The organism is Flagellimonas sp. HMM57, assembly GCF_021390175.1.
GTDB lineage: Bacteria > Bacteroidota > Bacteroidia > Flavobacteriales > Flavobacteriaceae > Flagellimonas.
Map to the genome: position 1 here is coordinate 3907397 of NZ_CP090004.1, position 22271 is coordinate 3929667.

18 protein-coding genes are annotated in these 22271 nt (G+C 37.8%); 4 read left to right on the forward strand and 14 right to left on the reverse strand.

The genetic code is table 11. The features are described from left to right. Positions 1–6 precede the first annotated feature (6 nt). Positions 7–180, reverse strand: coding sequence for a hypothetical protein (locus LV716_RS17405; protein WP_163419048.1), 174 nt, complete (start codon positions 178–180; stop codon positions 7–9). Positions 181–319: 139 nt separating this feature from the next. On the opposite strand from LV716_RS17405, the gene fumC reads away from it, so the two are divergent. Continuing rightward, positions 320–1717, forward strand: coding sequence for a class II fumarate hydratase (fumC, locus tag LV716_RS17410; RefSeq protein ID WP_163419049.1), 1398 nt, complete (start codon positions 320–322; stop codon positions 1715–1717). Between the two features lie 81 nt (positions 1718–1798). Here fumC and LV716_RS17415 read toward each other — a convergent pair whose 3' ends face one another. Then, entirely contained in the window at positions 1799–2686 is an 888-nt protein-coding gene (locus LV716_RS17415; protein ID WP_163419050.1) for a hypothetical protein, read from the reverse strand. Between the two features lie 165 nt (positions 2687–2851). On the opposite strand from LV716_RS17415, the gene LV716_RS17420 reads away from it, so the two are divergent. Continuing rightward, positions 2852–3628: an MBL fold metallo-hydrolase gene (locus LV716_RS17420; RefSeq protein WP_163419051.1), complete on the forward strand. Its 777-nt coding sequence runs from the start codon at positions 2852–2854 to the stop codon at positions 3626–3628. A 66-nt stretch (positions 3629–3694) separates the two neighbouring features. Continuing rightward, a complete protein-coding gene (locus tag LV716_RS17425) occupies positions 3695–4375 on the forward strand; it encodes a hypothetical protein (protein ID WP_163419052.1) in 681 nt (226 codons plus the stop codon). A 15-nt stretch (positions 4376–4390) separates the two neighbouring features. Here the strand turns inward: LV716_RS17425 and ettA are convergent, their stop codons facing one another. The 3 genes from ettA to LV716_RS17440 all read right to left on the reverse strand — a co-directional run bounded on the left by ettA (position 4391) and on the right by LV716_RS17440 (position 7340). Continuing rightward, a complete protein-coding gene (gene ettA, locus LV716_RS17430; protein WP_163419053.1) occupies positions 4391–6082 on the reverse strand; it encodes an energy-dependent translational throttle protein EttA in 1692 nt (563 codons plus the stop codon). A gap of 31 nt (positions 6083–6113) precedes the next feature. Further along, positions 6114–6296, reverse strand: coding sequence for a CAL67264 family membrane protein (locus tag LV716_RS17435; protein WP_163419054.1), 183 nt, complete (start codon positions 6294–6296; stop codon positions 6114–6116). Positions 6297–6362: 66 nt separating this feature from the next. Next, the gene (locus LV716_RS17440) at positions 6363–7340 is read right to left on the reverse strand and encodes a Gfo/Idh/MocA family oxidoreductase (protein ID WP_317167656.1); all 978 of its coding nucleotides are present in this window, start codon (positions 7338–7340) and stop codon (positions 6363–6365) included. A 74-nt stretch (positions 7341–7414) separates the two neighbouring features. Between LV716_RS17440 and LV716_RS17445 the strand changes: the two genes are divergently transcribed. Continuing rightward, positions 7415–9043 (forward strand): acyl-CoA carboxylase subunit beta, encoded by a 1629-nt coding sequence (locus LV716_RS17445; protein WP_163419056.1) that lies wholly within the window; start codon positions 7415–7417, stop codon positions 9041–9043. Here LV716_RS17445 and LV716_RS17450 read toward each other — a convergent pair whose 3' ends face one another. The 9 genes from LV716_RS17450 to LV716_RS17490 form a co-directional block, all read right to left on the reverse strand. After that, the gene (locus LV716_RS17450) at positions 9044–10195 is read right to left on the reverse strand and encodes a carboxypeptidase-like regulatory domain-containing protein (RefSeq protein WP_163419057.1); all 1152 of its coding nucleotides are present in this window, start codon (positions 10193–10195) and stop codon (positions 9044–9046) included. It abuts the gene before it with no gap. Between the two features lie 5 nt (positions 10196–10200). Next, positions 10201–11991, reverse strand: coding sequence for a hypothetical protein (locus LV716_RS17455; RefSeq protein ID WP_163419058.1), 1791 nt, complete (start codon positions 11989–11991; stop codon positions 10201–10203). 88 nt (positions 11992–12079) lie between these two features. Then, complete coding sequence (locus LV716_RS17460) at positions 12080–13426, reverse strand: M24 family metallopeptidase (RefSeq protein ID WP_163419059.1); 1347 nt, start codon at positions 13424–13426, stop codon at positions 12080–12082. A gap of 180 nt (positions 13427–13606) precedes the next feature. Further along, on the reverse strand, positions 13607–15706 hold the full coding sequence (locus LV716_RS17465) for a VWA domain-containing protein (RefSeq protein ID WP_163419060.1): 2100 nt from the start codon (positions 15704–15706) through the stop codon (positions 13607–13609). Positions 15707–15817: 111 nt separating this feature from the next. Continuing rightward, a complete protein-coding gene (locus LV716_RS17470) occupies positions 15818–16915 on the reverse strand; it encodes an AMP-binding protein (RefSeq protein WP_163419061.1) in 1098 nt (365 codons plus the stop codon). Then, on the reverse strand, positions 16890–17828 hold the full coding sequence (locus LV716_RS17475) for a CPBP family intramembrane glutamic endopeptidase (protein WP_163419062.1): 939 nt from the start codon (positions 17826–17828) through the stop codon (positions 16890–16892). The genes LV716_RS17470 and LV716_RS17475 overlap by 26 nt, the downstream gene beginning before the upstream one ends. Next, positions 17819–18871: an o-succinylbenzoate synthase gene (locus tag LV716_RS17480; RefSeq protein WP_163419063.1), complete on the reverse strand. Its 1053-nt coding sequence runs from the start codon at positions 18869–18871 to the stop codon at positions 17819–17821. The genes LV716_RS17475 and LV716_RS17480 overlap by 10 nt, the downstream gene beginning before the upstream one ends. Positions 18872–18969: 98 nt before the next feature. Next, positions 18970–20931 carry a sensor histidine kinase gene (locus LV716_RS17485; protein ID WP_163419064.1) on the reverse strand — a complete coding sequence of 654 codons (1962 nt, stop codon included), beginning with the start codon at positions 20929–20931 and terminating at the stop codon, positions 18970–18972. A 560-nt stretch (positions 20932–21491) separates the two neighbouring features. Then, on the reverse strand, positions 21492–22247 hold the full coding sequence (locus tag LV716_RS17490) for a LytTR family DNA-binding domain-containing protein (protein ID WP_163419065.1): 756 nt from the start codon (positions 22245–22247) through the stop codon (positions 21492–21494). Between the last annotated feature and the right edge of the window lie 24 nt (positions 22248–22271).

Consider the following 22271-nt stretch of genomic DNA (forward strand, 5'->3'; position numbering starts at 1 on the left):
CCTCGATTATTCGTTACGTTCTGCTCTTTTAGCCTCACGTCTTTCTTTGTACATCTCCATTAAGTTCCCAAACAACCAGTAAGGAACTACAAAAGTCAACAAGAAAATCATTAACCAGAAGCCTATGGTCAAAATGGTTAAAAAAGCTAAGAAACCTAGATATTGGTCAAATTCGAACATGATTTACTCCTTTTGTTGTACAAAGATACTTTGAAATCCTTTAAAAAAACAAATCTCAAATTAAAAAATATACAATTGTAGAGATGTCATATAATTTTAATGAACATCACCTAACTTTGTATACCTAAAAATTTGAGAAATGAGCTTTAGAATCGAAAAAGATACGATGGGCGAGGTAAAAGTACCATCGGATAAATACTGGGGGGCACAGACCGAACGCTCTAGAAATAATTTTAAAATTGGTACGCCAGCCTCTATGCCATTGGATGTAGTTTATGGTTTTGCATATCTCAAAAAAGCTGCTGCTTACACCAATCATGAGCTTGGAGTTTTATCAATAGAAAAACGGGATTTAATTGCACAAGTTTGCGACGAAATTCTAGCAGGTCAGCATGATGGACAATTTCCATTGGTGATTTGGCAAACTGGTTCGGGAACGCAGAGCAACATGAACTTAAATGAAGTCATTGCGAACAGAGCCCACGAAATTGCAGGAAAAAAAATAGGAGAAGGTGAAAAAACCATTCAGCCAAACGATGATGTCAACAAAAGCCAATCTTCCAATGATACTTTTCCAACGGGAATGCATATTGCAGCTTATAAGAAAATCGTAGATGTAACCATACCCGGAGTTCAGCAGTTAAGGGATACTTTGGAGAAAAAATCAAAAGAGTTCCAAGATGTTGTTAAGATAGGTCGTACACACTTAATGGATGCCACTCCCCTAACCTTAGGTCAAGAATTCTCTGGTTATGTTTCACAATTGGACCATGGTTTAAAAGCCTTGAGGAATACCATGGAACACTTAAGTGAGCTGGCGTTGGGCGGTACTGCTGTTGGTACTGGTCTAAATACACCCAAAGGTTATGATGTTTTGGTTGCCAAATACATTTCTCAATTTTCAAACCTTCCTTTTAAAACGGCCGGCAATAAATTTGAAGCACTTGCCGCCCATGATGCAATCGTGGAAAGTCACGGAGCTCTAAAGCTATTGGCAGTTTCTTTAAACAAAATAGCAAATGATATTAGGATGATGGCATCTGGACCACGTTCAGGCATTGGTGAAATCATAATTCCTGCAAACGAGCCTGGCAGTTCCATTATGCCCGGAAAAGTAAATCCCACGCAATGTGAAGCTTTAACCATGGTATGTGCCCAAGTTATGGGTAACGATGTGGCTATTAGCGTAGGGGGAACACAGGGACACTACGAACTCAATGTTTTTAAACCGATGATGGCAGCAAATATTCTACAATCAGCGCAATTATTAGGTGATGCCTGCGTAAGTTTTGATGTAAACTGTGCAGTTGGTATTGAGCCAAATCACGAAGTCATCAAGACATTATTGAACAACTCATTAATGTTGGTTACCGCTTTAAATACCAAGATTGGCTATTACAAAGCTGCTGAAATTGCAAATACGGCCCATAAAAATGGTACGACCTTAAAGGAGGAAGCCATTAACCTTGGTTATGTTACTGCGGAAGAATATGACGAATGGGTAAAACCAGAAGATATGGTAGGTAGTCTAAAATAGCGCAACGATCATATTATCTAAAAGCAAAAATCCCGATTCTTCGCAGAATCGGGATTTTTAATTAAATGTGGATAGTGTATATTATTTTAGGGCGAACTTAGAAGTACCCAATAGTTTAAGACCATTGTCATAAACATTTACCATATAGTTTCCTTTTTGGAAATCTGAAGCAGGCTTATTAATGTAGTCACAAACATCCAAGGTACTGTTCTCATAGTAGAAGTTAGTTCCTTTGCTGTAGGTAATAGAAGCTCCTTCTTCACTAGACTTTGTAAAGCTGTCTCCTAAAACATTTCCTTGTGGGTCAAGAACTTCAATAAAGAATTCTCTATCTCCAGCTTCTGCAATTACGTTGTCCGCAATTGTGAAACATACTTTGAATTTGTCAGTAGCTTTAGCTCTAGAAGTAGAAACCAATTTTCCACTGCTTCTTTCTTTTACAGCATCAACAGTAAAAGTAGAAAGGCTTAAAGCAGAACCTCTTTCAACAGCATCGGCAAGTTGCGTATTCTGAACAACTAAAGAATCGTTGAATACAGTTTGCTTTTCCAATTCAGTGAACGTACTATCCCTTTGCATGGCCAATAGCGTATTGGAAGACGTCAAAGAGTCAACTTGCTTTAACAATGCTTCTCTTTCTTTCTTAAGTACACTAACTTGTCTTCTATATCTTGAAAGGGAAGCGATATCAGCCTTCATTCCTTGAACAGAATCGATGTACTTTGCAATATTGTCTCTTGCGGCAACAAGTTCTTCATTTGTAGCGTTGCTTTCCAAAATAGCTTTATCGTATTCTGACTTCAAGCTATTCAAATCTTCAACCACCAATTCCTTTTCTTGGGTAAGAGCGTTAGCGGTCTTTTTCTTATCCTGGTAAAGGCTTACTGTGTAAATAATAGTTCCTAAAAGAACTACACCAAGTAAACCAGCTATTACCTTTAATCCGTTGTTACTTTTTGTTTCAGTCATAACTTTGTAAATTAATTGATTTGTTAAAACTATTTAATCAATTGAGTTTGGTTTATATACGCTTTAGTTTTTAGTTTGGATTTTTTTAGATTAAATTCTACTGAAAAAATAGTTATTAAATCGTTAGAAGCCTCTATTTTACTGGGTTTGATTAAAATTCTAAATATGAAAAAAAAATATTTGCCCTTGATGTTGGTTTTAGTTTTATCCTCTATGTATAAGGAAATTAAGGGCCATGAAATTGTAGAAACTACTGTAAAGTATGAATCGGACTCCCTGAAAATTACCCCAATAGAACATGCAACCGCTGTATTGGAATGGAAAGATATTACCATCTACATTGACCCTGTGGGTGGTAAAGAAGCATTCGAGGGGCACTATCAACCAGATTTAATTTTGATTACGGATATACATGGTGACCATTTTAGCTTAGAAACCCTACAACAGCTGAATACCCAAAAAGCAAAGATTATAGTACCCCAAGCCGTTGCAGATAAAATGCCACAAGAATTCACTCCACAAATCGATGTTTTGGACAACGGAGCCAGTAAAGAACGGTATGGTATTACCATTGAAGCCATTCCCATGTATAATCTAAGGGAAGAAGCATTAAAATTCCATACAAAAGGAAGGGGCAATGGATATGTATTGACCATGGATGAACAAAAAATCTACTTTTCTGGGGATACGGAGGATATTCCTGAAATGCGGGCTCTAAAGAATATTGATAATGCGTTTGTATGTATGAATCTGCCCTACACCATGACCGTTGAAAATGCAGCCAATGCCGTTTTAGAATTTAAACCCAAAGAAGTATACCCTTATCATTACCGAGGGCGACCCAACGTGAGCGATGTAAAGAAATTTAAAATGTTGATAAATCAAGAAAATCAACATATAAAAGTGATTCAATTGGACTGGTATCCTAAAGATGATTTTTAGACAAATGTAATATTGAGCGTTTAAGATCGTTTAAGTAAAAGACTCAAACCAAATTAATACTTAACCATGGTTCCCAAATCCTATGTTTTGTTTGTATTGGTGTGCTTCCTTGCCATTAATACTTCCTTATCCAATCAATGCGATAATTTTTATGCTAAAGTTACTTATGGTCTCAACCATACAAAAAGTGCTTTAAGTGCCACTAATTTCGAACATCAAACCTATTATGCCGATAGGGCCTTAATTGCGCTTGAGAAGTCTAAAGCCTTTATGGAAGAATGCAGTTGTGCAAAGTCAAAAGATAAAATGCTTGATGCCATGGAAGCTTTGAACAAGGCAAAGGACCCAGTAGATTGGGACGCCGGAAGGTATTTCTCAAAAAAATCCAAGGGCTTGATCACTGAACTGATCACTATTTTAGATGAATGTACTTTGGGAATGCCCCAAACAGTTGTAGTGGAAGATAATGCTGAAAGTACCATTGAAAATGAAGCCTACGCCAATACCCAAGGAAATGAACAAGTATCCATGGAGAAAGAAATGGTGAAGATATTTGAAAAACATTCTACCGACAGATTAGAAACTGCTAAAAAAGCCATCGATCAACTGGTTACGCTTTCTAAATCCTTTGTTTATGATCCCACGGAAGCAAAAAGTGAACCAAATAGTCTTGAAGCCCATCAAAAAGCATACATGACCGAAGCCAAAAAATTGCTTGAAGAAGGTTTAAGGGCCTTGGAAAAATAGCATTTAAAAAATTGACTAACGAATCAGTTTTTTGTATTTGATACGTTTGGGCATGATATCCGTTCCAAGGCGTTTCTTCTTGTTTTCTTCATAGTCTGAGAAGGAACCTTCAAAGAAGTATACTTGTGAATCACCCTCGAAGGCCAAGATATGTGTGCATATTCTATCTAAGAACCACCTGTCGTGAGATATAATTACCGCACAACCTGCAAAGTTTTCCAATCCTTCCTCTAGTGCCCTTAACGTATTTACATCGAGGTCGTTAGTAGGTTCATCAAGCAACAGAACATTTCCTTCTTCTTTGAGGGTCATGGCCAAGTGAAGTCGGTTACGTTCACCACCCGACAACATGTTCACCTTTTTATTTTGCTCGCTACCCGAAAAATTAAATCGGCTTAGGTAAGCTCTAGAATTTACCTGTTTCCCACCCATCATTACCAATTCTTGACCATCGCTAAAGTTTTCCCAAATGGTTTTATTGGGGTCGATGTTAGAATGGCTTTGATCTACGTAAGCCAATTTCGCGGTATCTCCAACAACAAATTCTCCCTTATCTGGAGTCTCCTCTCCCATTATCATCCTAAAGATTGTGGTCTTACCGGCACCATTGGGACCAATTATGCCCACAATGCCCGCCTGGGGAAGATTAAAATTCAACTCTTCGTATAATAACTTATCCCCATAAGCTTTGCTTACTCCTTTGGATTCTATAACATTGGTACCCAAACGTGGGCCATTGGGAATATATATCTCTAGTTTTTCTTCTAGTTGCTTTTGGTCCTGACTCAGTAGCTTATCGTAATTTTTTAAACGCGCCTTTTGTTTGGTCTGTCTTCCTTTTGCACCTTGTCGAACCCATTCCAACTCCCGTTCCAATGTTTTCTGACGTTTTGAAGCTTGTTTGCTCTCTTGGGCCAAGCGCTTGGATTTTTGATTTAACCAACTAGAATAATTTCCTTTCCATGGTATGCCCTCTCCCCTGTCCAATTCCAAAATCCATCCGGCAACGTTGTCCAAGAAGTAACGGTCGTGCGTTACTGCGATAACCGTTCCTTTATATTGCGCCAAATGGTGCTCCAACCAATGTACCGATTCTGCATCCAAATGGTTAGTTGGCTCATCCAACAACAGTACATCTGGCTCTTGCAACAATAATCTGCATAATGCGACCCTTCGCTTTTCACCACCGGACAAAACACCAATTTTCTTATCAGAATCAGGGGTACGTAAGGCGTCCATAGCAATTTCCAGTTTCGTATCCAGTTCCCAAGCATTGGAGGCATCAATTTTATCTTGTAATGCTGCTTGTTTGTCCATCAACTTTTGCATCTTGTCCGCATCTTCATATACTTCTGGAAGACCAAACATATCGTTGATTTTATTGTATTCATCCAATACGGCGACTGTCTCGGCCACTCCTTCCTTCACCACCTCAAGTACGGTTTTCTCGTCATCCAATTGTGGCTCTTGCTCTAAGTAGCCTACGGAATATCCAGGAGAGAATACCACATCGCCTTGATAGTTCTTATCGACACCTGCAATAATCTTTAATAAAGTAGATTTACCTGACCCATTCAGACCCAAAATCCCAATTTTGGCTCCATAGAAAAAACTTAAATAGATATTTTTTAGAACAGGGGTATTGGCCGTTTTAAATGTCTTGGTTACCCCAGACATTGAAAAGATGACTTTTTTATCGTCTGACATTCAGTTATTTTTTAAATTAAAAAGTGGAAAACTATACTCTACCTTTAAGTGCATTGAAAACCCAGGCTATTGCAAAAAAACCAATACCGACCGCTGCAAATCCCCATCCGGCTATATCGTCATATTTAAACGCACCTAGTGCTATCATTCCCATACCAACAAAAATCATGATCCATGTTGCCCACGCCAGCACTGTATTCTTATTCATTACCATATAGTTAATTAGTGTAAAATCAAATATCGTAAAAATTTGATTTATTCTTGATGACTTCGCAACAGTTTATGCCTCGAACGGAAACTTAATTCCAGTAATGGCTCGCACATTGTCCAGTAATTCTGACAAATCCAAACTATTTTGGTGCGTCCACAGCTCGCTTTCCAATTTTCCAGTTTTAAGACAATGATGTACTTCCCTTATTTCATGAACAAAACCGTTACCCTCCATAGGAAGTATACAATCGTCCGTGCTGCCGTCTTTTTCTAGGGAAAAACCATTTGCCTCGTGCCATCTAGGGTGAATATATATACTTCCTTTGCTCCCAGATATTTCAGCTTCCATTTTAGACCGACTTGTCAGTCCGGAATATAACACTGCTTGTGCAGCGGGATATTGAAAGATCATCGACGTCTGCAATTCGGTACCGTTTGTATGAAAATTTGAAAAGGCATGGATGTTATCGGGCTTGCCCAATAATAGATAAGCTAGAAAAATAGGGTAGATTCCAATATCCAACAACGAGCCCGAAGCCAAATCAGGATTTAGGATTCTAGATTTTTCATCCCTGTTTAGACCATAGAAAGCAAAATCGGCATGTAGGTATGCCAATTCACCTATCGTACCAGTATCGATCAAAGTTTTTATTTTTTTTATGGACGGATTAAAACGCGACCAAAGTCCCTCCATAAGAAAAACCTTGTTCTTCTTGGCTACGGCAATGATTTCCTCAACTTCCAATTTAGATACTCCAAGTGGTTTTTCACAAAGTACGTGTTTGCCATATTCCATGGCTTTTATTGCCAATTCTTTATGATAGTTATGTGGAGTGGCTATGTAAACAATATTTGAGGTACTAGCTTTAAAAAGTTCTTCATAGCTTCCGTATGCGTTGCCAATCCCATACTCTTCTGCAAATCCTTGAGCTTTGTCCAAAGCTCTTGAAGCTACTGCACCAATTTCAACATCATCAAAAAGCAACAGGTCCGCAACAAATTTTTTGGCAATATTTCCAGGGCCTATAATGCCCCATTTCAGTTTCATTTCCATTTGAAATCAAAAGTAATGATTATAACTCCTTATCTTTAACCGATAAGATTAAAAATGGTTTAGTAGCTATGGATATTAACTTCAATAAAAATGAAGACCACAATAAATTGAAGCTTTCCGAGCTTCGAAGAAAACTTACTACGGTTAAGCTTGGAGGAGGCAAAAAAAGAATAGAAAAGCATCACGCAAAAGGTAAAATGACCGCACGTGAGCGTATTAATTATCTTTTTGACACGGGTTCTAAAACCATAGAAATAGGGGCATTTGCAGGCGATGGAATGTATGAGGAACATGGTGGATGTCCGTCAGCTGGTGTTGTTGTCAAAATCGGATATATTAAGGGAAAACAATGTGTTGTGGTTGCCAATGATGCTACGGTAAAAGCAGGAGCTTGGTTTCCAATTACGGGAAAGAAAAATTTAAGGGCACAAGAGATTTCCATAGAAAATAAGTTGCCCATTATTTACTTAGTAGACAGCGCTGGAGTGTATTTGCCCATGCAAGATGAGATTTTCCCGGACAAGGAACATTTTGGTCGGATTTTTAGGAACAACGCCATTATGAGCAGTATGGGCATTACCCAGATATCAGCTGTCATGGGCAGTTGCGTTGCTGGCGGAGCTTACTTGCCCATTATGAGCGATGAAGCACTTATTGTAGATAAAACAGGGAGCATCTTTTTAGCTGGGAGTTATCTGGTAAAGGCCGCTATTGGTGAAAGCATTGATAATGAAACCTTGGGAGGCGCTACCACACACTCGGAGATTAGTGGTGTTACAGATTACAAGGCCAAGGACGATAAAGATGCGTTGGATAAGATAAAGAATATCGTTTCTAAAATCGGGGATTTTGAAAAAGCGGGTTTTAATAGGGTCGAAAGCCAGCTTCCCGTTGAGAATGAAAATGATATTTATGGCATTCTTCCAGCTTCCAGAAGCGACCAATACGATATGTTGGAAATTATAAAGCGCCTGGTCGATAATTCTGAATTTGAACAGTACAAAGAAGGATTTGGCAAAAGTATTTTAACAGGCTATGCACGAATCGATGGGTGGGCCGTTGGTATTGTCGCCAATCAAAGAAAAGTGGTAAAAACCAAAAAAGGCGAAATGCGTTTTGGAGGTGTGATCTATTCGGATTCAGCAGACAAAGCCACACGATTTATTGCCAATTGCAACCAAAAGAAAATTCCTTTGGTCTTTTTACAAGACGTTACAGGTTTCATGGTTGGCAGTAAAAGCGAACATGGCGGTATTATAAAGGATGGTGCCAAAATGGTGAATGCGGTAAGTAACTCCGTAGTACCAAAATTCACGGTGGTCATTGGTAACAGCTATGGCGCAGGAAATTATGCCATGTGTGGAAAAGCCTATGACCCTAGGCTTATGGTAGCTTGGCCAAGTGCAGAGCTTGCGGTAATGAGCGGAAACTCTGCCGCTAAGGTATTAATGCAGATTGAAAAGGCTTCGTTGGAAAAAAATGGGAAAAAATTAGATGCTGAAAAAGAGAAAGCATTGTTCGATGAAATCAAACAACGGTATGATAATCAGATTTCGCCGTATTATGCAGCATCGCGACTATGGACCGATGCAATAATCGACCCATTGGACACAAGAAAATGGATATCCATGGGGATTGAAGCCGCCAATCATGCACCTATTGAAAAACAATTCAATATGGGAGTTTTGCAAGTGTAGCTAAGGTGATGTTCTTAGTTTAAGCTTAACATTTAAAGAGGGTCTTTTTTTTACTTTTAAACTGGTGTTGAAATAGCCTTTTTTAGTAAAAAGAAGCCTGTCTTTGGGTTTTGCATGAAGCGTATACCTACCATTTTCATCGCTTGTAGTCCACTCTTTGGTTCTTAGATTTCGGACGGTCACATTTGAGAGCATATTGCTATTTTCCATAATGAAACCAGAAATCATGGGCAGTTTTTCTTTACGCCTTTTCTCTCTTTTTCTTATCCTTTCTGCTTCATTTACAGAAACGAAATACGAAGTTTCCATAAAAAAAGCCATGCTCTTATCTGATATTTTCTCCCACTTATCTTGGCTGGCATATTTTCTAAAAGAACCATTCCCATAAGAGACTCCTGCCAAAGCCATTCTCGGTTTTTCTTTGCCATATACTTGAAGTAATTCAATAGAAACAATAAAATCGTCCCTTACAAAAATGGAAAAAGGGATTAAATCCACATGTGCGAACATATCATTCTTCTTTATAGTATGCAGGATATTTTCTGTAGATTGATTCAGGTTATTTTTTGGAAAACCCCAAGACTTGTCTATATCATAAACATTGATCCGTACCAGAACACTATCAGATATATTTTCCCAGACTTCGAATCCAAAGGATTTAAGCTGCCGTAGCCCTTTAGCAACGGAAATATGAGAGGCTAATTCCCCACCAAGGGCAATGTTGTCCTTCCAATATCCGTATACCGTTTCACCCTTATTTTTATAACCAACAGATTTTTCCACAAAATCCCCTTTTTCGTCCGTTACGACTACTTCGCTCAATTCTAAAATGGAAGGATTTAGTTTTAGTATCGGATATTCATTGTATACAAATTCTAAATCAGAAATGGGAATCTCCAGTGTTTCATATCCTAAAGAGGAAAATAAAACGACATCATGTGAAGTATAAAGGTCAGGATTGAATTCAAGGTGAAATATTCCTGTCTCATCACTAACAGTACCAACACCCTTTTCAATTATTCCAATATTGACATAAGGTATGGGCAATCCACTTTCAGCATCAAAGATTTTGCCCTTATAATCAAGTTGGGCAGATAGCATACCTGAAAATAGCATGGTACATCCCAAAAAAAGACCATAGAATATTTTCATAGCATCTACTTTGAGGCCACTGAAACATTTTTAGTTATGCGGAAAAGCTCCCTATTCGCATTTTTTACGTCAAGTTTGAAGACCTTTGATTCACTATATTGGGATTTATCTCCATAATTATGATAAATTTTTGCCTTAAGATAGGTAGGGGTCAAGCTTTTGTTGCCCAGGTACTTGATGTTCACTTTCCATGTACCTGCCAGCGAATCATCAATTAAATATTCAGAGCATGAGTATCCTAAATTCTTTTCTGTGGCAATAGTATCAGCATTTGCCTCTAAACTATGGTTCCAAGTATAGTATTGGTTATCGGGGTTTAGGAACTGTAAATCAAATTCGGCTTCACTATCGTTCCATTCAAAAACCAATCGTGTTCCCTTAAAATCTTCATTCTCCACTTTTATCTTCTTACCAGCGGAACGCTTCATCATATCTGTTTTTTCCAAGGCCAGCAAGTTATTAAACTCTCTATTGATGATCTTGGAGAAACTGCTAGTATCCGCTCGCATAAAGTTTTCATCCAACAAATAAAAGTAACGTGCATAAAGCATTGCTGCTTTTCTTGAATTATTCACACTTCTATTGCTAAGTGCCAAGTCCCTATACGATTGTGCATAGTTCGGTCTCAATATAAAAACCTCTTTATATACTTCGTCGGCAAGCTCATAGCGTTCCTGCGATTCATAGATATAGGCCAGTGCTTTTAAATGAATTGGGTTGTTTCCAATAATTGAAAGTCCATCTTCGATAATCTCATCCGCATAGGCTTCTTGTTTCCATTTTTCGAAAAAATATTGATAGGAATCCAGAATAAAATATGGAGAATTTCTATACTTTTCAACACTGGATTCATACTTGGTTTTTGCCTCTTCAAAAGAATTGGAACTTTTTAATTCCTTAAGATAGTTGGGTGCATTTTTTAGAATATCCGCCTCGGTAAGTGCTGTTCCCGTGTAATAATTATCCAAAAGTCTAGCACTATCCATCACAAGGTTGTTTTTATCTTTTGGAATTATAGTCCCGGTTTTTGTATTTATGACCACCACGCCACCACTACCTACATTTCCGTAACGAACAGTTCCTGCTGCTGATGCTATAACCGCAATACGTTCTATATTCTGGACATCAATAAAATCAGGGAAATCAGTAAATATTTGACCATCTACATCATAGATAGCCTTTTTGCCCCTGATTAGAACTGTCGCATTACTCGTTTGCGTACTTAAAGCGTTAAATTCTGGATTGCCAGGAATGGTAAGTACTCCGGTAGTAGCGCCCCTTAAAACAGTAACACCTGCAAATCTACCCCGTAATACCCTGACCAAATCATACTCTCCCTGCAAGAAGTCCTTACTGTCCAATATCCTCATAGAGTAAGAAGCCTTTTCTTTATTCAAATAGCCGAAAGCAGTTTTGATAATATTTGGGTTACTGGCATAATCTATCTCCAACTCCTTTTGACTGTTACGTCTTTTTTTGGTCACGGTTACGTTTTCCAATTTTTCAATTCTAGGAAATAGTTCCAGATTTAGTCTTTTGGTAACATCCTCTACACGAATTTGAACCGGTTCCATTCCTTCTGCACTATAAAAAAGCACATCTCCCGGTGATGCAGCAATCGTATAATACCCATCCGCATCAGAAGTCGCGGATACATCTTGATTTATGACTTGGATTTTTGCATTTTGGAAAAAATCACCTCCTCCATCAGTTATTTTACCAGTTATCAATCGTTCTTGTGAAAAACAAATAGTAACGACAAAAAAAGATAGGAAGCACGTAAATAGTATTTTCATAGCATGTGGGTTTTAAAGATCATACTTGATTTAGTACAACCAAAAACTTACATGTTTAAGATACTGAAAGGCAACTATTTAAACAACCTTAATTTCCTAAATGTTCCTTAATTCTGGGGATTAAAAGAAGTTCGGTCTGTCTACCGTTAACGTAGCGAAATCCATCTTCGCCATAAAACCCTGCTTCTTCAAGCATAATTCGAATGTCACGTTTCCATTCTGGAATAGTAATAGTGGTATTTAGCTCTATAGCATAAACTGTATTTGGATTTAAAGGGTAGTTTTCCCCGTCATCTTTCATCACACCGTCCTGAGCATCCCACATGCCGATTGTAGTACCAGCAGAATGTCCATAGAGCCCAAGCGGATGTGTATAAATTGCCGGACGCAATCCTGCATCTTTTGCTTCTTGTAACGACTTTGCCAAGATTTGGTTTCCAGTTCTTCCCTTTATCATATTTTGTGTAAGAAAATCTTGGACACGATTTCCATCTTTCAACCCATCGACCAAGAATTTCGGGGCTTCCGTTTCATTCGGTTTTAGCACATAAGCCAGTTCTTGACAGTCTGTGTTCAAACGTAAAAAGGTTATACCAAAATCGCAATGCAACAAATCGCCTGGCTGGATAATCAAATCATTAGGTCTACCGGAGAATGAATACAAATGTCCTACCAATTCTTCACTGGTTCGTTGTACATCAACCGTTGGATGAAACCACGTTTCCAATCCCAAATCCGTAACTTTTTGACGCATCCACCACTCTACTTCCGTTGTTGTGGTAACTCCGGGCGTAATCGTCTTTTCTGAAAACGCTTCAGCAATGATATCATGGGTTATGTCCACCAATTGATTATAGATGACCATCTCCCTATTTGTACGTGTCTCAATCCAACGGACTGCCAATTGTTCTGCAGATACTACTTTTGATTGTTGCTTTTTTGGCAGGTTGGCCATAAACTCATCATAATCTGTTTTATCCAAACCATCGGCAATATTATGATCTTTGGAAAAGTTAAGCCCTATTTTCTTGGGGTTTCGTTCTTCTATGAGCTGCATTAGGCGTTTCCATTGATTTGGCTCTTTTTCCTTGTCCCAAGCTGATTGAATACTTTTCCCAACATTATAACGTGCCACGGCCAGTTTATCAATAGAATTCTTGGCCTTGTTCCTGTAAAAAAGTAAAATAGTCCTTCTGCGGGCATTCAACCATGTAGCCGGTAGCATTGTTTTTATAACAGGGTCTTCATTATACTCTCTGGAAATAACTATCCACATATCTATTCCCGTATCGTCCATAAGTTTTGGAAGCAGATTGTTGAAGCGTTCTTCCAATATCTCGTCCACTACTTTGGCACGTTCAACTTCTGGTAAAATCTGTTGGGCATATGCAATGGATGAAACAATACTGAAAAGGCAAAGGATACTTTTTTTCATGGTCAAAATCTTTACCCTAAAAATACATCATTTCACATAGACAAAAACAAGCTCTTTAAAAAAGCTACTTGTCATCTTTGTCAGGTTGAGCCTGTCGAAACCGATTGTAAATAATCGATAAATTAAACTATTCGACAAGCTCAATATAACAAATGAACACACTTTTTAGACGCTATCTTTTTACATACTTTCATTATATGATTTAACAAGCCTTATAAATTCTGTTTTGTACCCCTGGTTATCATTGACGATTCCATTCTCGGCAAGATTAATGACATCATCCAAAGATGTATTATTGGTGTACTGGGATTTTCTTAAGTGAAGTCCGAACAACGCCACCGAAGCTGCAAAACTAAAATCTGGTGAAATAGCGGTTACATGGTCTTTCAATACTTGGTTGATTTCCGTGCTTACGTTTCCATCAGGCTTCTTGTACCTAAATTTGACGGTCAATAAGTCATTTGATTCTTCTTTGACCTTTAGATTTGAATATTTTAAATCGTGAACCTTTTTAAGATAGGGGCTTTCTACTCCTTTAGGAATAACTTCATAGAGTGCCGTTACGGTATGACCACTGCCCAATTCACCTGCATCTTTTGTATCATCGATAAAATCCTCATCTGCCAACATTCTATTTTCATATCCTATGAGTCGGTAAGCCTTAACTGCTTGTGGATTGAATTCTACTTGAATTTTGACATCCTTGGCTATCGTGTACAGGGTTCCACCAAATTCTTGCCCAAAAACCTTTTGTGCTTCCTGCATTGTATCAATATAGGCATGGTTACCATTACCCTTATCCGCTAATTTTTCCATTTTAGAATCTTTGTAATTCCCCATACCAAACCCCAAAACAGATAAAAACACTCCGGTTTCACGCTTTTCCTCAATCAATTTGACCATAGCCTTGTCGCTTGAAGGCCCTACATTAAAATCGCCATCAGTAGCTAGAATCACCCGATTGTTTCCGTCCTTTATAAAGTTTTTCTGTGCCAATTTATAGGCAAGTTCTATACCTGCACCCCCAGCTGTTGAGCCTCCTGATTCCAAATTTTCAATGGCATTCATAATTTTTTCTTTGTTACTGCCCCTTGTTGGCGATAAGACCTGTCCTGCAGCACCAGCATAAACAACTATGGACACTTTATCCTTTTCACGCAATTGATTGACCAATAATTTAAAAGCGGATTTTAGGAGCGGTAATTTGTTGGCGCTTCCCATGGAACCGGATACATCTATTAAGAAAGTAAGGTTGGATGGTGGTAATTCTTCATCGGTATAGGATTTGCCCTGTAATCCTATCCTGACCAGTTTGGTGTCTTTGTTCCAGGGAGTCTGCACCACTTCGGTATTTATTGAAAATGGATGTTCCGTAGGTTGTGGGTAATCATAATTAAAATAATTCACCATCTCTTCAATCTTTACAGCATCAATTGGAATTTGTTGCCCATTGTTGATCATTCGCCTAACATTGCTGTATGAAGCCTTATCTACATCAATAGAAAATGTTGACAGAGGGCTTAGTGCAACATGTTCAAATTTATTTTCAGCTATGTGTGCATAGTTTTCATCATTTTCTATCTGGTAATTGCCTTTTTTGGTAGTTATTACAATGCAACCATCATTGGCTGAAGATCCAAACATTTGTCTGGCTTTGGCTCCCTTATAGATATTTATTTTGTCTACATCTTTTGGGTCAATTTTAGCAACGACACTATTGTTCATTTTTTGAATGGGGACTCCATCTACAATATATAGTGGTTCTTTTCCTGCTTTGATGGAGCTAGTACCTCTAATTTTTATATTCGGTGCAGTACTTGGAACAGCACTTTTATTAGTGATTTGGACTCCAGCTACCCTGCCCTGCAAGGTTTGTGCAATGGAACTGTGGTATTCTTTTCGTTTTTGTCGTTTTATTTGTGCTGGCGATGGAGGACTTTTAGGGAAAGATACATTTGAACCATATGCTACAATAACCACTTCCTCAAGTGCTTGGGAGTCTTCTTCCATGCTAACATCAACTATATTTCCTGTGCCAATTTTGGCCTTAAATGTTTTGAATCCGATGTAGCTGAAGACCAACATTTGTCCTTGGTTTGCGGCAATACTATAATGTCCATCAAAATCGGTCTGGGTTCCTTTAGAGGTTCCTTCCACCATGACATTTACGCCCGGTAGTGGTTGGTTGGCAGCATCGGTTACCGTTCCTGTAATGTTTTTTGATTGAGCTGATAGTTGCAGCGTTGATGCTACAATAAAAAAGAAGAATATTTTTTTCATAATTGACATGGTTTTTAGATTCAATGCTAACCTAACATCAATTACTTGTTGAAAAAATCCATAATTCGTGTGGAAGGGATATTTTAAGGTGAATGCACCTTTTGAATGAGCCTACCCAAATAACGTTTCGGTGGTTTTAATTCGGTCTACTTTACCGCTTTTTGTTTCAATAAAAGATGGTACGGTATGTATTTCTTTTGGAATTTCGAATTTATCCAACTCCTTCAAGGTTTTTATTTTTTGATGTAACCTTGATATATCATTGTCCTCACCTTCTAGAATTAAAATCAATTTTTGTCCCAACATTTCATCTGGAATGCCCATTACAAAGAAGCGACAGTTTACCATATGTTCCAGTTTAGCTTCAATTTGTTCCGGAATTAATTTGATTCCCCCAGAATTGATTACCGAATCATATCTACCCAACCATTTAAAGTTTGAATCGTCCATTAACTCCACAATATCATTGGTCACGATTTTACTATCAGAAATTTTGGGGGCATTTATCACCAAGCAATTTCTGGCATCTTGTGAAACTGATATATTGGGCAATGTTTTAAAATAAGTCTTAACAGTGCTCGACCCAACTTGATCATTACCAATTTTTTTCATTGCAATATGGGTAATCGTTTCGGTCATACCGTAAGTCTCAAAAACAGCACTGGCCGATTGCTCCAAAGCTTTCCGAAGGGAAGTGGATATGGGCGCGCCACCAATTATAATGGTATCGATTTGCGAAAGCTGTGATATCGATTTTTCAGCTTGCAAGGGAACCAGTGCCACAAAATCATATGGTTTATGGGTAAATGCCAATGGCGCTGATGATGGTTCCACATAATCAAGTTCCAAACCCAAGACCATAGCCCTGACCAGCATCATTTTACCTGCTATACTAGAACAGGACAAGCAAAGCAATGACCTGTCACCAGCTGTTAAACCAAGATATTCTGCCGTAGCACTGGCAGAATTGACCATGTGCTCTTTTTTGAGCGTAATTTTCTTTGGTTTCCCAGTTGAACCCGAGGTGAAGACATCGACTGTTGGTGTATCACTTATCCAATCCAATAAAAAATCACCTATCGAATTCTCAAAAGTCTGACCTTCTTTGATCAGACTATATCCAATTTCCGATAATTCTGCACGGGAACACGAAACCCCGTTTAACTTAAAATCTGGATGTATGCTATGCCACGTTGGATTCACCTTCATTAAGGGCTACAAATTCTTCTTTGGTCATCACTGGTCCAAATAACCTCTCCTTCCAATTGTTCCATCCATACTTTTTGGAAAACAAGAACAATAGTATGGGAAAAATCACAAAGACAGGAATTAAAACGTCCCACCCAAGCACGGGTTCAGAAATATCTTTATAGACTGAATTGGTCTGAAAAGCGGTCCATTCTGCAGTAACTAAAAGTGCGGTTATCAAATTATTGGCAGCATGAAAGCCAAGTGCCAACTCCAGTCCTTCGTCCATTAAGGTCAATATTCCCAGAAAGAATCCCGTTCCTATGTAGTAGACCATGATTCCGTATCCCAATTTTTCGACTTCAGGGTTTGCTATATGCATCACTCCGAACAAAACTGATGTAACCACTAATGGCACCCACCTATTTTTAGCCAAAATTCCCAAACCTTGCATCATATGACCCCGAAACAAATATTCTTCAAAACTGGTTTGTAATGGAATCAGAATAATAGCAATCACCGCTAAGACCAAAAACTTGTTCAAATCAAAATTGAGTATATAATCATCTGGGGAAAGGTAAATATCAAGTCCAGTCAATAAAGCAGTTGCTCCGCCCCATAATGCAAAAGCAAAGAATACTCGCTTCCAATCCACTTTTTTCCTGGATGTAGTCAAAGAAGTAATGGATTGTCGGTGTACCAACCATGTCCATCCCAAAACTACAAACAGCCCAGCAGCTAAAGGCGCTAAAAGAGCTATAAGTACGATGTTGGAGCCCAATTGGTCAATAAGTTGTTTCATAGTGTCTTCAACACTAACCGGAGAATTTACCGTAGCAATATAATTTAGTATCATAAAGCCGATGAATCCCAATGGAATAACAAAATACTTCCAAATTCCTATATCTCCTTTATATCCTTGTTCTATGTACATATTTCTTTTATTATGTTGGTTCTCCAGTTTTTAGCTGATCTATAAAAAAGTTTACCGTCTGACACTTCTAATGGCGACTCAATATTATTGGTATATAAGCTGCCCGTTCCCAAACCTTGGGGCATTGTTGTTTTTAATGTATGGGTCCATTGTGCTATGGCATTTAGCCCAATATTGCTTTCCAACGCACTGGTCACCCACCAACCAATGTTGTTTTTTTCTGCTAAGCTTATCCATTCCAGACTTGCTGCGTAGCCTCCTATCAAGCTTGGCTTTAAAATAATATATTGTGGGCGTATGGTTTGTAGTAACTTTTCTTTTTCCGTTACAGTTTGTGTACCAATTAATTCTTCATCCAAGGCTATTGGCAGTGGTGTTTTTTCACAGAGCCCAGCCATAACCTCCCAGTTATTGGGTTTTATAGGTTGCTCAATGGAATGGATTTGATATTCTGAAAGCTTTTCCAATTTTTCCAAAGCACTGGAGAATGAAAAAGCACCGTTAGCATCTACACGTAACTCGATTTCATCAACCGTGAAATTTGTCCGAATCGATTTCAGGATTTTAAGTTCAGTTTCAAAATCAATGGCGCCAATCTTCATTTTAATGCATTTGAAGCCTTCTTTTAGTTTTTGCTCCAACTGGGATAGCATAAAAGCTTCGCTGCCCATCCATATTAGCCCATTTATTAAAATTGGTGACTGTTTTGTAGTAAATTCTGATGGAAATAATTCAAATGGATGATTGGATTTCAATGATAAAAAAGCCTGTTCCACACCAAACTGGATGGATGGAAATGCAATCAGTTCTTCGAGCAACTTTTTTTCTCCTAGGTGAATATTATTGCATACCCAAGAAAGTTTTGATTCGTAATCTGGAACGTCATCAATACTTAGACCCTTCAATAGTCCACATTCCCCTATTCCATATTCTTTATCGTCTTGTAATACCAAAAACCAAGTCTCTTTCTTGGTCATTATGCCTCTAGAGGTGCCACTGGGGGCTTTAAAATCGAGTGTGTACTTGGTGTAACTAGCTTTCATGCAATTGCTTCAAATTTAGGTATATTTTAGGTTATACCAAGAAACAAGATGCTTTGGATACATGTACACAAAAACTACTATTAAAAAAACACAGAAGACTAACTAAAGTTGAACCAAAAGCGAACCCCATCATTTTCTTTATCGATGTTCATCTTTGATTGTAGCTGATTTACAAGTCGGTTCATCAATCGAATTCCCATTGAAGAGTGAGCACGTTCATCGGCATCTTCTGGAAGTCCTACACCGTTATCGGTATATTCAAAATAACCTTGGTCACCATTCTTACGCAAATGGATATATATTTTTCCGTGCTCATCGTTCTCGGGAAAAGCATACTTGAATGAGTTGGAAACAAGTTCGTTTAAAATAAGGCCAAATGGAATTGCCCTGTCTATATCTAGTTCGGTTCCTTCAGCATCGATGGTAATGCTGATGTTATGTCCTCCTTTTTTATATACGGACTGTACACTATTGATAAGACTTTCAATATAGCCCTGCATTTCGATTACTGATAGGTCATCATTTTGATACAACTTCTGGTGGATAAGTGCCATGGCTTTCACCCTACTTTTTCCCTCTTCTAAAGCAACAATTGCTGCCTTGCTTCGTGTATTTTTGGTTTGTAAGCTCAAAAGACTGGAAACCATTTGAAGGTTGTTCTTCACTCTATGATGGATTTCCTTGAGCAAGGAATCCTTTTCTACAAGGGAGTTTTCAATAATGTGCTTTTGTTCTGCGATTAAGCGTTGGTTTTTAATACTCTTCAAATACGCATAGACCAAACCGGCAAAACCGAGCAAAGTGAAAATCAAAGAAATAAAGACAAAATTAATCTGCTCGTCTTTTAACTTCATTTCACTCCGTGCCAACTCGTTTATTTTTTTCTGCTCATCGATAAGACGTTGGGAGTTTTCCAAATCTTCATTGGCGACTATGGTAACCAATTGTTGTTTTATGAGGGATGATTGTTTTAAATTAAGGGAATCCTTGATACGTTCGTTACGCTTGTAATACGTTGCTGCATTCTTAAAATTTTCTACTTTATCGTAGTACTCGGCCAATAGACTGTTTCGCTTTATAGTTTGAAGTGTGCTAATGTTCTCAAAATTGATATCCAAACTACTTTTAGCGGCAAAATATTTCTCTAGTTGCAGATTGGCATCGGCCAAATGCAAAGTGTTTTCAATAACTTCACTCTTATAGTTGTTCTTAGCTGACGTACTTAAAGCCTCGATACTATTTTTTAAAAGGGGAATTGCCTCTTCATACTGGCTCAAAAGCACATGGCATTTTCCAATATTACCTTCTATCTCCGCTTTTAGTAAATCGCTTTCAAAAAGTTGTTCCTCGGTCTTTTGCTTTGAAATGTCATTGATAAAAACATCTAGATAGGCTTTTGCTTTTTTGAGTTCGCTCAATGCAGTTGGTGCAGAGTTATCCAACCTTAAATAATTGCCCACTTTGCTGTGGTACTTGGCCAAACCATAAGAATCGTTGTCAGCTATTGTTGGCTTTACTTCCATTATATACTGGTTTCTAGCCTTTCTGTGCAGTCCTAGATTACTGTAAATATCATAAAATGCAACATTATCCGTCAGCCCTAGCTCACGCTTTTCTTTACGTATTTCTATTTGTTTGTCATAGAGCTGTAAATTGGCATAGTTGTCGTCCAAAACATTCAGTACTATTCTTTTTGAATTGGCATCCAACGAATCTTTTGCCGCATATAGTTCTTTCGCTAAGGCCGTACTTTTATCATATTCGCCCAGATCGTTGTAAGCTTGGGTCTGCATTACCTTGTAAAGTTGAATGGCCAGGGAGTCATTGACCTTTTGAGCATTGGAAAGATAAACTTTAATAGTATCCAACCAGTCATAAGTGGAATTTACGTTATATCTATTAACTGAGCTGAAGAAAATATCGAAACGATTAGCAGGGCCGGAAGCATCTTGAAATTCTTTTAATACACTGCGTTCTTGTGTATCTACAGGTTGTGCCGCAACCTGCATTACAAAAGCCAATAACAATACTGAAAAAAACTGCTTTAAGTGATGTCCCATTAATTTAATCCCGAGGTACTTGTAGTAAGACTTGAAACACTATGATTTATATATGCTTGTTCTTTAAAACTACCGTTTCCTTACATTACACTTCATTTTAGCTTAATGAAAAAACAACCTTTTTAGGGTTATTATTACTTTATCTTTCCTTAAACTTAACCTATATAAAGAACGCTAGATTTACCGCAAAATTAAATCCAAAGCTATAGACTTATTCAGTATTGTTGTGAAAGTGCCCATTTATGTTGTGAAAGTAAGTTGGATGTATGTAAAAATGCACTTTATCGATGTTTTGTGCATTTCATGGACAATGAAGTGATTTAGCTAGTTCTGAATCACTAAAAAAGGCCTTGCTTTTACAACAAGACCCTTTTACGAGAACACTATATGAAAATGAAAAAATTTACTTTCTTTTGATTAATTACACTGCTAAAGTATAGTCATAGCTGCACAGTGAAAAAATATTGTTGTGAACGGATTGAAAGTTGTGGTAATCGACCAAAACCTAGATATCAATTAATAAACAGGAGTGTTTAAACTAGAGGAAATCAAAAATAAAATCAACTGTTCATTGAAGAAATGATAAACTCCTTAAAGTCCTTGGATATTGGAATAAGGTTATTGTTGATCATGATATCCTTAGAATTGATGGCATCAATATGATCTACATTAACTATGTAGGATTTGTGCGCACGGTAGAATTTGTTCTTTGGCAATTTTTCTAGGTAGTCCTTGAGTGGTGAACGTACCAGAAATTTCTTATCGACAGTATTTACTTCCAAATAAACATTGTCCGCTTTTATAAATTGGATATCACCAAATTGTATTCTATAGTAAAGATGCTGTTTTTTTACAAAAATCGAGTCTTTTAAAACGGAGTTCGATGTAAAAGCATCACCTTCTGAACCAGCTATTTCTGTGCTATTCTCTTTTTTGGAATAATTGAAATTGGAGAGCGCAATTTCAATTGATGTATATAAATCTTGCTGCTCAAAAGGTTTTACCAGATAGCCATCAGGTTTAACCGTTTTTGCATTTTCTACAGTTGCCCTATCTGAATTGGAGGTAACAAATATGAAAGGAATATTATACGCTTCTCTTATGTGCTTCCCTAGGTCTATTCCTGTTTTGTCAGAGGCTAGGATAATATCAATAAGAACCAAATCAACATGATTGTTCTTTAAAACTTCTACTGCCTGTTCGTATACAATTACATTGTCAACAATCTCATAGCCAATTTCTTCAAGCATGGATTGCATATCATCTGCAATTATTACATTGTCCTCTACGATTAATATTTTGATGGAATGTTCCAAGTTAGTCTAGGTTTAGTGAGTGTA